16 protein-coding genes are annotated in these 15,337 nt (G+C 44.7%); 12 read left to right on the plus strand and 4 right to left on the minus strand.

Going from position 1 to position 15,337, the window contains the following annotated elements; genetic code table 11:
* Positions 1–229: 229 nt before the first annotated feature.
* On the minus strand, positions 230–994 hold the full coding sequence (locus Q338_RS01145) for an ABC transporter ATP-binding protein (RefSeq protein ID WP_034291166.1): 765 nt from the start codon (positions 992–994) through the stop codon (positions 230–232).
* A 121-nt stretch (positions 995–1,115) separates the two neighbouring features.
* Between Q338_RS01145 and Q338_RS01150 the strand changes: the two genes are divergently transcribed.
* From Q338_RS01150 to Q338_RS01200, 12 genes are all read left to right on the plus strand, one after another.
* Entirely contained in the window at positions 1,116–1,445 is a 330-nt protein-coding gene (locus Q338_RS01150) for a hypothetical protein (protein ID WP_034291168.1), read from the plus strand.
* 124 nt (positions 1,446–1,569) lie between these two features.
* The gene (locus Q338_RS14265) at positions 1,570–1,707 is read left to right on the plus strand and encodes a hypothetical protein (RefSeq protein ID WP_156961014.1); all 138 of its coding nucleotides are present in this window, start codon (positions 1,570–1,572) and stop codon (positions 1,705–1,707) included.
* A gap of 14 nt (positions 1,708–1,721) precedes the next feature.
* Positions 1,722–2,171 (plus strand): dUTP diphosphatase, encoded by a 450-nt coding sequence (gene dut / locus Q338_RS01155; RefSeq protein ID WP_034291170.1) that lies wholly within the window; start codon positions 1,722–1,724, stop codon positions 2,169–2,171.
* A 213-nt stretch (positions 2,172–2,384) separates the two neighbouring features.
* Positions 2,385–3,788, plus strand: a complete 1,404-nt coding sequence (dnaB, locus tag Q338_RS01160; protein ID WP_034291172.1) for a replicative DNA helicase — start codon at positions 2,385–2,387, stop codon at positions 3,786–3,788.
* 210 nt (positions 3,789–3,998) lie between these two features.
* Positions 3,999–4,712, plus strand: coding sequence for a GspH/FimT family pseudopilin (locus Q338_RS13615; protein WP_051968384.1), 714 nt, complete (start codon positions 3,999–4,001; stop codon positions 4,710–4,712).
* 24 nt (positions 4,713–4,736) lie between these two features.
* Positions 4,737–5,369: a type IV pilus modification protein PilV gene (gene pilV / locus Q338_RS01170; RefSeq protein ID WP_034291173.1), complete on the plus strand. Its 633-nt coding sequence runs from the start codon at positions 4,737–4,739 to the stop codon at positions 5,367–5,369.
* Positions 5,370–5,447: 78 nt separating this feature from the next.
* Positions 5,448–6,536, plus strand: a complete 1,089-nt coding sequence (locus Q338_RS01175; RefSeq protein WP_034291175.1) for a hypothetical protein — start codon at positions 5,448–5,450, stop codon at positions 6,534–6,536.
* Between the two features lie 13 nt (positions 6,537–6,549).
* The gene (locus tag Q338_RS01180; RefSeq protein ID WP_034291178.1) at positions 6,550–7,119 is read left to right on the plus strand and encodes a pilus assembly PilX family protein; all 570 of its coding nucleotides are present in this window, start codon (positions 6,550–6,552) and stop codon (positions 7,117–7,119) included.
* Positions 7,120–7,167: 48 nt separating this feature from the next.
* Positions 7,168–7,569 carry a hypothetical protein gene (locus Q338_RS15270; protein ID WP_407059647.1) on the plus strand — a complete coding sequence of 134 codons (402 nt, stop codon included), beginning with the start codon at positions 7,168–7,170 and terminating at the stop codon, positions 7,567–7,569.
* 82 nt (positions 7,570–7,651) lie between these two features.
* Positions 7,652–8,077: an EamA family transporter gene (locus Q338_RS01190; protein ID WP_034291180.1), complete on the plus strand. Its 426-nt coding sequence runs from the start codon at positions 7,652–7,654 to the stop codon at positions 8,075–8,077.
* 92 nt (positions 8,078–8,169) lie between these two features.
* Complete coding sequence (locus tag Q338_RS13625) at positions 8,170–10,887, plus strand: autotransporter outer membrane beta-barrel domain-containing protein (RefSeq protein WP_051968386.1); 2,718 nt, start codon at positions 8,170–8,172, stop codon at positions 10,885–10,887.
* Between the two features lie 272 nt (positions 10,888–11,159).
* Entirely contained in the window at positions 11,160–12,284 is a 1,125-nt protein-coding gene (locus Q338_RS01200) for an RNA-guided endonuclease InsQ/TnpB family protein (RefSeq protein WP_034291182.1), read from the plus strand.
* 155 nt (positions 12,285–12,439) lie between these two features.
* On the opposite strand, the gene Q338_RS01205 is transcribed toward Q338_RS01200, so the two are convergent.
* The 3 genes from Q338_RS01205 to Q338_RS01215 all read right to left on the minus strand — a co-directional run bounded on the left by Q338_RS01205 (position 12,440) and on the right by Q338_RS01215 (position 15,228).
* A complete protein-coding gene (locus Q338_RS01205) occupies positions 12,440–14,062 on the minus strand; it encodes an ArnT family glycosyltransferase (RefSeq protein ID WP_034291184.1) in 1,623 nt (540 codons plus the stop codon).
* A gap of 78 nt (positions 14,063–14,140) precedes the next feature.
* Entirely contained in the window at positions 14,141–14,641 is a 501-nt protein-coding gene (locus tag Q338_RS01210) for a YbaN family protein (protein ID WP_342766988.1), read from the minus strand.
* The gene (locus Q338_RS01215; RefSeq protein WP_034291186.1) at positions 14,641–15,228 is read right to left on the minus strand and encodes a DUF1415 domain-containing protein; all 588 of its coding nucleotides are present in this window, start codon (positions 15,226–15,228) and stop codon (positions 14,641–14,643) included. Before Q338_RS01215 ends, Q338_RS01210 begins: the two co-directional genes overlap by 1 nt.
* Between the last annotated feature and the right edge of the window lie 109 nt (positions 15,229–15,337).

Genomic DNA, 15,337 nt, shown 5'->3' on the forward strand with positions numbered 1-15,337 from the left:
ACGCCCGCCGTGTACGAATAGTACATAAGGGCGTTGGCAACGCCGTACTGCTTTTTCAGTTCTGCGACTATAGAATTGTAGGGTGCGTACCACGCACCAATTTATTCGAATAATTTGGTATTTTGGTGCGTAATACACACCCTACATGAATATTGTTGTGTACCGAAAGGCAGCCTGAAAAAAATCGCGTAAACCAAACCATTATTTATACGATAATGGATTATTTTATTTAGGGAATTGCCATTACATCGCCCGAAATGGGGTGGCGCATAATGCTCATATTCACGCTGTAAATATCGCGCAACACTTCTGTGGTCATAATCTCGTCAGGCGTACCTGATTTCAGCACGCGCCCACCGTGTAGTGCCAACAATTCATCGCAATATCGCGCCGCCAAATTAATATCATGAATCACAATAATCACGCCTAAATTCAATTGTCTAGATAATGATTTTACCAATTCCATCACTTCCAATTGATGAGCAATATCCAATGCAGCAAGCGGCTCGTCCAGCAATAAAAAACGGCTCTGTTGCGCCAAACACATCGCCAGCCACACGCGTGAACGCTCACCACCCGACAAATTGTCCACAAATTTATGACGGAATTTTTCGGTGTGGGTTAATTCAAAAGCGCGTTTACAGGCGGCGCGGTCTTCGGCGGTTTCGCGACCTGTTAAACCTGTCCATGCGTATCGCCCCATTTTGACCAATTCTTCGGCGGTCAAGCTGGCGGCGGCAGGCAAATGTTGCGGCAAATAGGCAAGTTGTTTGGCATAATCGCGGCTGGAATATTCATCTAATGCTTTGTTATCCAATAAAATTTCTCCAGAAGTGGGGCGATGTTGGCGCACCAGCATTTTGAGTAAAGTGGATTTACCCGAACCGTTGTGTCCGATTAAGCCATAAACTTTTTGCGGTGAAAATTGCACATGAATATCGTGCAGCAACACGCGTTCTGGCACGGAAAAGTGTACATGATTGAGTTGAAACATGGTTTCAGGCTGCCTGAAAAATGGAAAGGTTTGAATTGTAAATGATTTGATTAAAAAATAAAAATATGGATTTCAGGCAGCCTGAAAAATCGGGTATCATCTTATTTTTTGCCCAACCAAAATGTTAAACGCCCAATTGCTTGCCGACAAAATCCCCGATTTAAATTTTCAAAATATGCTGAACCAATTTGCCGCCCAGTTTTCCGCCGCAGAATTGGGTTTACTGCATGAAATATTAGAAAAATTTGATTTTGACGTATTGCAAGCACAAGCTCTGGCGCAAGCCGTTATGCAACAAAGCCGCTTTGACCCCAACGCCAACCACATCACAGACGAATTCGCCGACCCCGATGAAGAAACCACGTCTATTTGCCAACATTGTCTGAATCCGCCCGTGCCGCCGTTGCGCGATTATTATATGTGGCGCGACAAATCTTTTCAGGCAGCCTGAAATGAAAGTTTGCCTACGGCGTGCGCTCTATCGCCGCGCGGCGACTTACTTTTTGGAAAAGTAAGCCAAACAATCATAAAATTAAAAATTCCATGAAAATTAAGTGTTTGTGTAGGGTGGGTGCTTGCACCCACGTGTTTTCAGGCTGCCTGAACATTTGGGGAAAATGGCTAATCGTGGGCTGTGCAGCGTGGTACGCGGCGCAACGCGTGTTCAACGCAATAGTAATGGCAGCCTGAAATCGTATTTTTTATCTAATTAAATAAAGTGAATAAAATGAATAAAGTACAACTCAAAATCATCAATCCAGCCATTCAAGATTATCTGCCCACTTACGCCACCACAGGCTCGGCAGGGCTGGATTTACGTGCCTGTATCGCCGAACCCATCACTTTGGCGGCGGGCGAAACGCGCCTGATTCCAACAGGCATTGCCATTTTTTTGGATAATCCGAATTTGGCGGCGATGTTGTTGCCGCGTTCAGGTTTGGGGCATAAACATGGGATTGTTTTGGGCAATTTGGTGGGCTTGATTGACTCGGATTATCAAGGTGAACTGATGGTGTCTTTGTGGAATCGCAGCGAAAATGAATTTACCATTCAACCATTTGAACGCGTGGCGCAGATGGTGATTGTGCCTGTGGTGCAAGCAGATTTTGAATTGGTGAATGAATTTGTCGCCACCGAGCGCGGTGTGGGCGGATTTGGCAGCACAGGGCGCGAATAAAAACTTTCAGGCAGCCTGAAAGTACACGACAAAAATCACAGTAGGGTACGCCGTGTGCACCAAGTTTGCCACAATATTTCAATTATTCCAGCCATCTTGGTGCGCACGGCGCACCCTACAGAATTCGTGATTGCAAAATTATCCTGCACCCAAAAGGCAGCCTGAAACCCAAAATGTGCCGAAAAATGTTAGTTTTAAACGCGAAAACACACTATGCAAGATTATTCTGATTACACCGACCCCGATGTAGAAGCCATCGCCCGCCCGCCTTATTCTCTGGAAGCCGAACAATCCGTGTTGGGCGGCTTGATTTTGGACAATACCGCGTGGGACAGCATTGCCGATGTCTTGTCCGACCACGATTTTTATCGCCCCGACCACAAACTCATTTTCCGCGCCATCAGCCGCCTAATGAACGAAGGTCGCCCCACCGACATCGTTACCCTGCAAGAACAATTGCAACGCTATGATGAACTAGAAAGCGCAGGCGGCTTCAGCTATTTGGTTACTTTGGCGCAAAACACGCCGTCTGCTGCCAATATTCGCCGCTATGCCGAAATTGTGCGCGAACGCTCCGTTATTCGCCAACTTGCCGAAGTTGGAACGGAAATTGCTAGAAGTGCATACAATCCGCAAGGAAAAAGTGCAGAAAGATTATTAGACGAAGCCGAAAACAAAGTTTTCCAAATCGCCGAAAGCACCACCAAAGCCAAACAAGGCTTTCTGGAAATGCCTGAATTATTGAAACAAAATATTGAACGCATTGATATGCTTTACTCGCGCGATAATCCCGATGAAGTAACGGGTGTGTCCACAGGTTTTGTGGATTTAGACCGCTTGACTTCGGGTTTACAAGCGGGCGATTTGATTATTGTGGCGGGTCGTCCATCTATGGGTAAAACCGCGTTTGCGGTGAATATTGCCGAAAATGTGGCGTTGCAAAGCAAGCAGCCTGTGGCGATTTTCTCTATGGAAATGGGCGGTTCACAATTGGCTTTGCGTATGATTAGCTCTATTGGGCGACTTGACCAGCATTTACTGAAAACAGGCAGGTTGGAAGACGAACATTGGGAGCGACTAAACGAAGCCGTTGCCAATTTATCCGATGCACCGATTTTTATTGACGAAACCGCAGGTTTGACCGCGTTGGAGCTACGCGCTCGTTCGCGGCGATTGGCGCGGCGGTTTGATGGTAAATTGGGTTTGATTGTGATTGATTATTTGCAATTGATGTCAGGCTCGGGGCGCAGCGATAATCGTGCGGCTGAATTGGGCGAAATTTCACGTTCACTCAAGGCTTTAGCCAAAGAATTGCAAGTGCCTGTGATTGCCCTATCCCAATTATCGCGCACGGTGGAGTCGCGTACCGATAAACGCCCGATGATGTCCGATTTGCGCGAATCTGGCGCGATTGAGCAAGACGCGGATTTGATTATGTTTATGTTCCGCGATGAGTATTACACCAAAGAAGCCAGTCAATTCAAAGGTTTGGCAGAATGTATTATTGGTAAGCACCGTAATGGTCCAACAGGACGCGTGTTTTTGACCTTTTTGGGACACTTTACCCGTTTTGAAAATGCGGCGTATATTCCCGAACATGTGGTGCAAGATGATTAAGTTTTCAGGCTGCCTGAAAACGTGTAGCGTAACGATTGCCCTACAAATTCATTGATTTAGGCTGAATAGACTTATCAGGCAGCCTGAAAGCCTGATAAAATATTCATTGTTTTAACTTTAATATTTCACAACTTTAAATTTCACAATGTGCATATTTTGCGCCATAAGCTGCCGTATGCTGGAAATGATTGTATTCAAGAGGATTTTTGTATGAAAAAACACACATCAGGTTTCACGCTGGTTGAACTCATGGTAACCATAGCGGTGATAGCGATTATGGCGGCAATTGCGTTTCCAAGTATGCGTGATTTTGTGGCAAGCGCGCGCATTGCCAATCGTGCTGAGCAAATTGGCAATTTATTCCGTTTTGCCAAATCGGAAGCGGTGCGTTTGGGTAAACCTGTGATTATTTGCGGCACACAGATTCGTGATGATGGTCGTTCATTGGGTGTGTGCGATGATAAACAATTAAATAGCGGTTTGATGGCGTATGCAGACAATAATCGCAATGGTGTGTTTGATGCGGGTACAGACTCTGAATTGCGCACCATCACCATCAATGCAGGCAGCAAAAATAATCTGAAGCTGGGTACGGCAAATTATCAAATGGCATTAAATGGTGCGATTACGCCGATTATGCCCGCTGCGCCTGAATTTATTTTTATGTCATCGGGCGCATTCGGCACTAAACCAAATACAGGCGATTTAACAGGTTTGCAAGTGCAAAATCGTTTTGTAACATTCCAGTTGTATGATAATGTGAAATACAGTAAAGCTCGTAATTTCATAGGACGAGTGGTGTATATTAGCCCAACAGGGATTGTTAATACTTGCTATGACCAAGCAACACGCCCAACTAAACCCAGCACCGATAGTTCAAAAAATACCATTATTGCCGCCGTGTGCAATTTGCCAACCAACTGATAAACCAAATTCAGGAGTATATGTATGACAAATTTACAAAATAAGCAGATGGGTTCTACTTTGGTAGAAGTGATAGTTTCTGTGTTTTTACTGACGTTTGGTGTGTTGGGTTTGATGGCGGCGCAATTGCGTTCGGTGGCAAGTCTATCGGAAGCGGAAAACCGTAATGCGGTGGCGTTGGCAGCGGAAAATTTGGCGGACGGTATGCAGATGAATCCATCGGTGCAGCGTTTGGTGACCACCAATGGTTTGAATATTGTGCGCCGTTATCCTGATTATATTCGTGGCGTAACCAAAGTAAACCCATTGGATGCGGCGGCGAATAAATTGCCTACACCATTAACAGGAGCAAGCAGTTGGACAGCCGATTCAGGCAGTAGAGATGCCATTACCAAAGCACAAGTTGCCGAAAATCAGCTCCGTATTTTTGAACAAGGTTTGACACAATTGCCTAATACGGTGGACATTCAGTATGCAATTTGTTTGGACAATGCTTCGGGTGAGCCGACTTATAATAACGGTACAATGAACCCCAATTGTCGTCCGTCTAATACGGGTAATGATAGAACGGTGATTAAAGTACTGTGGGTGGTGCGTGGCGACAATGCGACTTCTGCTCCTGTGGTGTTTACTTATCAGTTACACGTTTCACAATAATGCAAAAATGACTGTTTCAGGCTGCCTTTATTTTCAGGCTGCCTGAAAAAATCAACCCAGTTTCTAAAGGATAATTGAATGAATTACCCCATGCGTGGGCAAACCATTAAAGGTTTTACCCTGATTGAATTTTTGGTTGCCAGTATTCTTGCCATGATTGTGATTGTGGCGGCAGGCAGCACTTATTTTATGACCCGCAAATTAAGCGATGAAGCGCAAAAGCGTTTAACCATTCAGCAAAATTTGCGTAATGCAACCACCCAAATTATGCGTGATGCGCGTATGGCGGGTTCGTTTGGTTGCTACAACACCAGCAGCACGATTAAAGACAAAAATGCCCCCATTACCAATACAGGTTTGAAATTGGTTGCACCTGAAGGCAATGATACTGAAGGCGGTGTATTGAAATTGGAAGCGGTAGATAATGCGATGGGTGTGCGTTGGGGTAAAGTGGGCAAACAAGATGCCTTGATTTTTATCTATGGCTTGGGTGAAACACCTGTTACGCAAACGCAAGGTCTAACTGCTGCAGCAAATAATGATTTACAACAATTGACTTTGGGTGTGAGCAATGACAATGAAAAAGCGACCGACCCATTGCGCCAAGCTTTAGCCAATAGGGGCAATATTGTGGTGAGTAGCTGTCGCACAGCGATTGCCTTGAATATGGGTAATGCCATTAATAACGATGATACCCTTAATTTTAATACCCATTTGCAAGCCCAGCCATTTACTTTGGCAGACGCTGGCGAATTGGCGGTCAGTCAATTGTATGCTGCTGCTTATGTGCATAATCCAGCCACAAAACAATTAATGCGTGTGGACATCGGCAGTAATGGCAGATGGCAAAGTCCACAATTGGTGGCAGAAGGTATTAACAGCATGAGTGTGTCTTATGCTTATGCAGATAATTGTCCAATAGACAGTTTGAGTACAGATAAAGGTGTGGTGGCGGAAACCTTTACCTTTACGAAAACATTAGCCACCACTGCCAAGAAAAATGCATTGCCCGCTATGGTGCAAGTGTATTTGAATTATGATGTGGATACAGAGGCTACGGTAGATCCAGCGACCAATCAAGCAAAGAAATTAACGGCTGACTACATCATCAATGCAACTGTGCGTGGTGGTAATGTTTGTGGTAACCGCACACCTGTACCAAGTTAATCGGAGAATTTGAATGAAATCCAAACAACAACAAAGCGGTTTTTCGCTGTTTATGGTGATGATTATTATGCTGGTGATTGCCCTTTTGGTGGTGGTAACCAGCCAGTCATCATCTACGGAAATGCGCATTAGTACGAATGATGCTGACCGTAAATTTGCCATGTCTTTGGCAGAAAATGGTTTGCGTGAAGCGGAAAATGTGATTGGCTTATTCCCTGAAGCAATTAGGGCAAACAACAGAACATTTACGTTTACTGTGGATTGTAATAATGGTTTGTGTACGCCTGCGGAAGACGCGCAAATTTTGCCTGGTACTGTAGGTTACGAAATTCAGACAGCAGGTTCGAATCGTGGAACTGTGGCGTGGAAGCGTACCTTTAATAATCAATCGGTATTTGATGCGAGAGGTCGTGCAGGTTCGAGCGGTGCATATAGAGATAATATTCGCTATATTATTGAATTTTTAGGTGAACGCCAAAGTCCTCCTAAAGTAGAACGCCATTTCCGTGTAACAGTTCGTGCCAAAGGACAGAATGAAAATACGGTGGTGATATTGCAAAGCCATGTGGAAATGACGAATTAATTGAAGGAAATTCAGATGAAAAAAATGCAAGGTTTCACTTTGGTTGAAATGATGATTACGGTGGCGATTATTGCAATTTTGGCAGCAATTGCTTTGCCAGCGTATAACGATTACATTGAAAAAGGGGAATTGGCAGACGCAAAACAAGCAGCAGTGGCAATGTATCAGGAAGTTGAAACGGCAAAAATTCAGCGTCCGCGTGCGTTTACCAATGCTGATGCATACCAAAAAGAATTAAAAAAGGTTACTGGTAAAGTTTCACCACGAATTGGTAAATTGTATAGTTTTACACCTTCAATTGTGAATGATAAAACTACCCAAGTACCCATTGGTTTCACGTTGGATATTCAACCACTTAAAAAGGGTAAAAAATATTTTATTACTTCTGAAATGGGTGGTAAATTCAAGCGTTGTAAGGTGAAACAAAAATCATCATGTGAAGATTTTTAATTTTATGTAATTCAATCGGCAGGCAAGTGAATGAGTATTCATTTGTCTGTTTTTATTTTCAGGCAGCCTGAAAGGATAGATTATGCCTATTTGGTTTTATTATGCGTTGGCTTCGGCGGTGTTTGCGGCATTGACGGCGATTTTTGCAAAAGTGGGTTTGCAGGGGATAAATTCGGATTTTGCGACTTTTATTCGTACGATTGTGATTATTTTGGCGTTGGCGGCGTTTTTGTCGTACACGAAAAAATGGCAGCCTTTGCACAGTTTGAGTATGAAAAATTGGGTGTTTTTGGTGTTGTCAGGTTTGGCGACGGGGGCTTCTTGGTTGATGTATTTTAAGGCGTTGCAATTGGGCGACGCGTCTCAAGTTGCGCCGATTGATAAGTTGAGTTTGGTTTTGGTAACTTTGTTTGCGGTGGTGTTTTTGGGGGAGCGTCCGAGTGGGCAGGATTGGTTGGGGATAGGTTTGGTGGCGGCTGGTGTGTTGGTGTTGGCATTTAAGCGTTGATTTTTGGCAACTTATTTTCAGGCTGCCTGAAAATAAGGGGCGATTTATTGTATAATTTCTATTTTAATTCATAAAACATAAGGATTTTACGCATGAAAACACCTTTTTCTAAACCTATTTTGGCGGCGGCGGTGGCTGCTTTATTTGGTTCGCCTAGTGTTTGGGCGGCTGACCCACAAATTACCCGTAATTGTACTGGCACCGATACCACCACTTGCCATTTTACCTACAACAAAGTCAATAACGTGGAACAATGGCGGCATTATCAAAATTATTTTGACGCATTTCATAATGATGCACCATTGCAATCTGAAAATTTGGCAAGCAACAATTTGAAAGTGGTGGTTTCGGGCAATTTAAAAAATAAAACCACCAACAGTATTGGCATCAAATTACCATCTTCTCCATCTTCCATAATTGATAAAAATAATGATGATATTGTTTCCATTAACGGCAATTGGTACGGGAGATTATCAACAGAAGAAGTGTCAGAATTGGAAGTGTTGCCCAATACTGTTGCGACATTATCCATGCAGCCTGAAGACAGTACGGTTATTCATGTTGCTGGCAACACAACTGCAAACATTCACAAAAATGCGCGTTTAATCGTCAATCCCAGCTATGCCGAAGTCAATCAAGTGGACATGACGCAATATGGTGAATATGAAAAAGACGATTATCAAGCAGGCTCTGCAATTGAAGCCTATGGCGAAAAAGCCAAAGTCAACACATCTGCCGATATTGAATTAACAGGAAAAAATGCGACTGGTGTACGCACATACGATAATGCCACCGTAAACATGAGCAATCACAGCATTCAACTGAATGGCGATTGGACATCTGGTTTTGACACTTTGAACAAAGGCAAAATCACCACAGACAATGTGAAAATTTTAGGTAGTGGGGAAGAAGCCTTTGCTTTTATCGGCAACAATATTCATGTGAATAACTCAACGGTGGATTTAGCAGGTAAATCATCATTTGTTACCAACAACATCGGTGGCGATGAAACCATCATTACACAAAATATCAACAACAGCACCCTATCTGCCGAATATGGTATTTTTTTATTGTCCGATGAGGAAGATAAATACAATTACGTCATGAATTTGCAGGACAGCAAATTATCAGGGCGTTCAGCTTTATTGGTTGCCAAACCTGAAAACATTGATATTGGTGTTGATGGCGATGTGGTGGGCAACATCACACTCAATACCAATAATAGTACATTATCAGGCGCAAGTATGTTGAACAATCAAAGTGCTGATGCTGCTAAAAATCGCAATATCACTTTAAATTTAAGTAACAACAGCGTTTGGAATATCCAACAAAACAGCGAAATAGACAGCCTGAAACTGGAAAAATCCACCGTTAATTTAAGCAACCCCACCGCAGGACAATTCAACACTTTAACCATTAACGGCGATTTATCAGGCGATGGCATTTTCCGTTTAAACAGCGATATTGCTGGCGGCAAAGCGGATTTGTTAAATGTAAAAGGCAAAGTTTCAGGTAGCCACGTTTTGAATATTAACAATACCAAAGCAGAACCAGCCAATACCGATGGCAAAATCCCCATTGTGAAAACAGGCTCAAGCGGCGCAGATGCGTTTAAATTGGGTAATGCCAACGGTGTGGTGGAAGCGGGGAAATATTTATATGCTTTGAAACAAGATGGTAGCGATTGGAATTTGGTTTACGATAACACGCAGCCTACCACACCCACGCAGCCTGCAACCCCAACCCCACCGCCAACCCAACCCGTTACCCCCACGCAGCCTACAACCCCAACCCCACCGCCAACCCAACCCGTTACCCCCACGCAGCCTACAACCCCAACCCCACCTACAACCCCAACCCCACCGCCAACCCAACCCATTACCCCAATTGTTCCCATCACGCCTAGCCAGCCAGTTGCTCCTACACCAACTGTGAACAAAAATTTCAATTACAGTTTAATGGGGACTTTGGCGCACGCGCAGGCTGCTGCTTTGGGTTTGCAGCAGCAAAATCAGGTGCTGAACGAGCGTCAAGCGTATTTGCATGAACACACGCGTTCACAAGGTTTGTGGACAAATGGCAATATCAGCGAAACCGAGCGCAAAGGCAGCCAAATCAATGGCGGCAATGCTTCAGGTTTTACAGATAAAACAAAGGCTTGGCAATTAGGTTATGATTACCGTTTGCCCAATGGTTATGTGGGGCTTTTGTCGGGACAAAGTCGTCATGAGTTGGATTATGATGTTGATTTATATGAAAATTCTCAAGTTATTGGCGACACGTTTGCCTTATACGGCGGTGCGCATTTTAATACTTGGTTTGTGGACGGCACTTTGCGCCACACGCGTTACACGGCGAGCAATCCGCAATTTGCACGCGACCGTTTCCGCGTAAATAGTTTGAATATTCAAGGCGGTAAACAGGTTAAACTGAATGAGCAATGGTCGTTGGTGCCGCAGGCTGCCATCACGATTGGGCGACTTTCGGGCAGTAATATGATGGAAAACAGCACATTATTGCAAACCCAATTGGGTGCTGATTTGCAAGGCAAATTCGTCATCAATGGCGGTTCATGGTTGCAACCGAAAATCGGCGTGTATTATGTCGCCGACCATCGCGGTGTGGATGTGAAATTCAATAATGAAACCTTCCGTGCGCCGAGTGCAGGTCATCGTGTGGCGGCGAAAGTGGGGACAGATGTGTTGTTTAATCAAGGGGCTAGCCGCATTGGTTTGCAGTTCCAAACAGAGCATGGCAGCCGTTTGAAACGCCCGTATGGGGTGGAAATGGGTTTCCGTCATAGTTGGTAAAATGGGTTTTCAGGCAGCCTGAATATCACGTTTCAGGCTGCCTGATTGATTTTATCAGGTTACGCCGTAAAACTTCGCCGTTCACGGCGGAGATATAAGGCGCGGGCTGAGTAGCAGCCCTTCAAAACCTTTGTCTAATCAGGTGTTTTCTGTTGTTCAATGTACTGCCGAATAATCGTAATGGGTGCACCGCCGCAACCCACGCCTTAAATCAGTGTCTTTTTCCATAGACCAAGTGTAAAATTGCCAAAAATTCTATTATCCACGAAACCATGTTGATACTCAAAGCATTCAAATTTGAATTGATGCCAAATGGCGAACAAATCCGCAAAATGAAACAATTTTGCGGTTGTTCGCGTTTTGTGTTTAATCGCGCTTTGGCGTATCAAAATGAGCAATATCAGCAGGATAATTCGTTTAAATTCAGCTACACCAAAATGGCTAACCTGCTGCCTGAATGGAAACGCGAGCTGCTTTGGCTTAAAGATTGCCACAGCCAAGTTTTGCAGCAAAGTTTGAAAGATTTGGAAAGTGCATTCAAAAACTTTTTTGCCAAACGTGCGGACTTTCCCAAATTCAAACGCAAGGGGGAAAAAGACAGTTTCCGCTTTCCGCAAGGTTGCAGATTGCAACAGCAAAATAACCGTATCTATTTACCCAAAATCGGTTGGGTGCGCTATCGCAACAGCCGACACGTTTCAGGCTGCCTGAAAAATGTAACCGTATCAAGCAAATGTGGTAAATGGCATGTTTCCATTCAAACGGAAACGGAACAAACAATCCCACAGCCCAATGGTGGCGAAATTGGGATTGATATGGGTATTACGCGGTTTGCCACTTTGTCTAACGGTCAATTTTTTGAGCCAATTAATGCGTTCAAAACACTGAAAAGCAAACTGGCTAAACTGCAAAAACAGTTTAAACACAAAACCAAATTCAGCAAAAATTGGCAGAAATTGAAAGCGAAAATCAGCAAATTGCACCACAAAATCGCCAATATTCGCAAAAATCACTTGCACCAAATTTCACACCAAATCAGCCAAAACCACGCGATTGTGTATGTGGAAGATTTGCAAGTGGCGAATATGTCCAAACGCGCAACTGAAAAAAATGTTGCCGCTAAATCGGGTTTAAACCGTGCGATTTTAGAGCAGTCTTGGTTTGAGTTTCGCCGTCAGTTGGATTACAAACTGTTGTGGGGTGGTGGACATTTGGTAGCTGTTGCGCCACAAAATACCAGTCGTTGTTGCCCAGCTTGCGGGCATACTGCCAAAGACAATCGCAAAACGCAGGCAAACTTTGAATGTGTGCAATGCGCTTATCAAAATAACGCTGATGTGGTGGGGGCAATCAATGTCTTAAAGCGCGGTCAGGGAATTTTGGCAGCGCAAAAGTAAAACGCAGTTTCAGGGCAGGACGTGTCCGTAGCGCGTGTGAAGTGAACAATGCAGTTAGGTTGTCAGCAGCACGAACCCACCGAAGCGATTTGTGAATGGCTCGATGCTGTTCACAAACGCCGTAGGAATCCCCTGCATTCATGCAGGGGAGGACGTCAAGATTTGATTAACACAAACGCTTCTGTTTTTTGGCGTGGACGTTTGCCTTGCCAAATAATTTGTTTATCCGCCACAGGTGCAGCCGTGTTACGCGGATTGTATTGGATTAATGTATAAGTACAACCATTTGATTTTATAGGAAATTTTCCATATTCACGCCACGCTAATTGGGCGGCAGTGTGGTTGGGGTGAATATTCAGGCAGCCTGAAAAATGGGGGGGCAATTGATTGTGCATTTGTTGCACAATGGGGCGGTAACTTTTCGCCGCGTCCAGCCATGGCAAAAATAGAGTCAGCAGCAACGCCCACGCCAAAGTCATGCCCGAAGCCCAATTGCTCACCGCTTGGCGACCGCGAATGCGTTTGCGTGTGATGGCGAAAATCCACGCAGGCGTGAAGAGTAGGGCGACTATCATGGGCATGGGGTCTATGTCGCGGATGTAAAATGGGCTGAAATAGGCGGCGCGTTCGGCGAGTTTGGCGGGGAAACCGTAGTTGATTGCCACAAATCCTATCCACAAAAACACGGACATCAGCCCAAACGCCATAATGCCAAACCAGTTCAAAAACGCCGCCACGCCGCGCCGCAAATTATCCAATTGCGCTGCGCCAATAATGGCTAAAATAGGTAATAAAATAATTAAGTTATCTTGATATGGGCTGGGGCTGACGGCAAGCAATGCGCCAAAAATGGTCAGCCAAACACCTGCCAATATGCCCCATCGGGTTTGGAAAAACGCGCCACGCATACGGTACAGCGTCCACGCCGCAAGCGGATAGGCTGGAAAGGCAAACCAAAGTAGGTTTTTAAAATAATATACAATATTGATTTTAAAATGTATTTTTTGTAAGCCGCCGTATGCGCCAAATAGGTGGTTTTGCCAATAATCTGTCCATGCGTGTGAATTTAAATGATACAAAACAATAAATTGTAATATGGCAAGCGGCACAACAATGGCAAGCGCACCCAATAGGGTAGTGAAATAACGCACATTGCGCCATTGTGGTGTCAGCCCCACGAGTAGCGCAAGCCAAATCAGGCAGCCTGCAATTAGCCAACCCATTGATTGTGCTAATAATAATGTGCCTATGCCCATTAAAATGCTCGCCCACACCACTTGGCGATTTAAGCTGGCAAATCCCCATAAAATCAAGCCTATACTGGCAAATGCTACCGACATCGTGCCAATAAAATGCCCCATGCTCAACAAACCAGCCGAGCCAATCAGAATTAAAACGGTGCTGCGCCCATGTGATTTGCCCAAAAAACGGTATGCCGCCATGCCATTAGCCGTTAAACCAATGACGGTGAACAAAACGGTGGCAAACCGTGTCGCTGCATACATATCCATAATATGTGGCGTAAGCAAATAGCGACACCATGCCGCCACCCAAACGTAAATGGGGGCAGCCTGAAAATAGGGTTCACCATGCAAAGTGGGCAAAAAAGGGTGGCTGTTTTCGCTGATAACGGCGTAAAGTGCGGGTTCTTGCGGATTCCATAAATCGTGCGAAAACACACCGGGCCACAGCCATGCAAAAACAAGCAGCATGAGTAACCATGGGTATTCGTGTGAAGCTTCGGTGGCTTGGCGGTTGATGGGGGTGTAGGTGAGCATGGATTGAATTTTGAAAATGAATTGGGGTGGGATTATAAAGGGATTTCAGGCTGCCTGAAAGTCAAGGCAGCCTGAAACTCACGCATCGGGTTGGCGCGACATCCAAATCGCCACCGCCAAACAAATCCCCGATGTAACAAAAGCCAACCAGACATATTGCGGATGTTTTGTCCATAAATGATAACTCACGCCTGTGCAAGATATTGCCATCATTGTCCATGCAATGTATTTGGCACGGCGCGGAATGGCGCGGCGTTCCAGCCAATCGCGTATCATTGGTCCAAAAATTTTATGGTTAATCAGCCAGTAATGAAAACGTGGCGAAGCGCGTCCCCAACACATTGCAGTTAAAATGACAAAAGGCACAGTGGGCATAATCGGTAAAAAAATCCCAATTATCCCCAATAATAGAGCCAAACCACCCGCCACTAATAATACAGCACGGATGATCGCTTCACGCAATTTCGGGTTTTTTACCAAAAAAATGACTGCAAACGAAGCCGCTATCAAGCCTCCCAGTAACATCAAAGAAATACTAATCCATGGATTGATTGTGCTAGAGTTGGTCAATAAAAACATCAGTTTTTCTCCCGATTGTGTGCCACAGGGCAGCCTGAAACGTGGGGAATGCCCAATTTATCCCAGCCATCGTGTCCCATTTCGCGTAATAAATTCATATTGCGTTCAAAAATCACCGCAGGGTCGGGGAAGGCTTGGGCGGCTTTTTCTATGCTGTCTTCGCGGATAAGGTGTAGCGTGGGGTAGGGCGAGCGGTTGGTGTAATTGCTGATATCGTCTGCTTCCGTGCCGTCAAATTGAAATTCGGGGTGGAATGGGGCGATTTGTATCACGCCGTCTGCCTGATTATCTGTGATGGCGCGGTCGGCTAAATCCAGCATATCATTAAATTGCAAAAAATCATCAAATAAATCAGGGTGAACCAGTAGCGTGGTTTCCAATTCTTCGGCTGGCGTGGTGAGCAATTTTTGCAATTCCGCGTCTATGTCTTCCAAAAACGCGTCCAAATGTTTGGCGTGGCTAACGGCAATGCGGATTTGTCCTTTCACATGCGGTGCTTTGGCAAATGGGCATAAATTTAAACCGATAACGGCTTTTTCTAACCAAATTTGTGTATTTTCAATGATTTCTTGGTCGGTGTGGGACATGATGATACTCACATTTGCAAAATATTCTTAATTGTAACATTTTGGCGGTTTTTCAGGCAGCCTTTCAATCAAGGCAGCCTGAAAACCGCTTAACTCTTTTTAACCAAAA

Source organism: Alysiella crassa DSM 2578, assembly GCF_000745955.1.
GTDB lineage: Bacteria > Pseudomonadota > Gammaproteobacteria > Burkholderiales > Neisseriaceae > Simonsiella > Simonsiella crassa.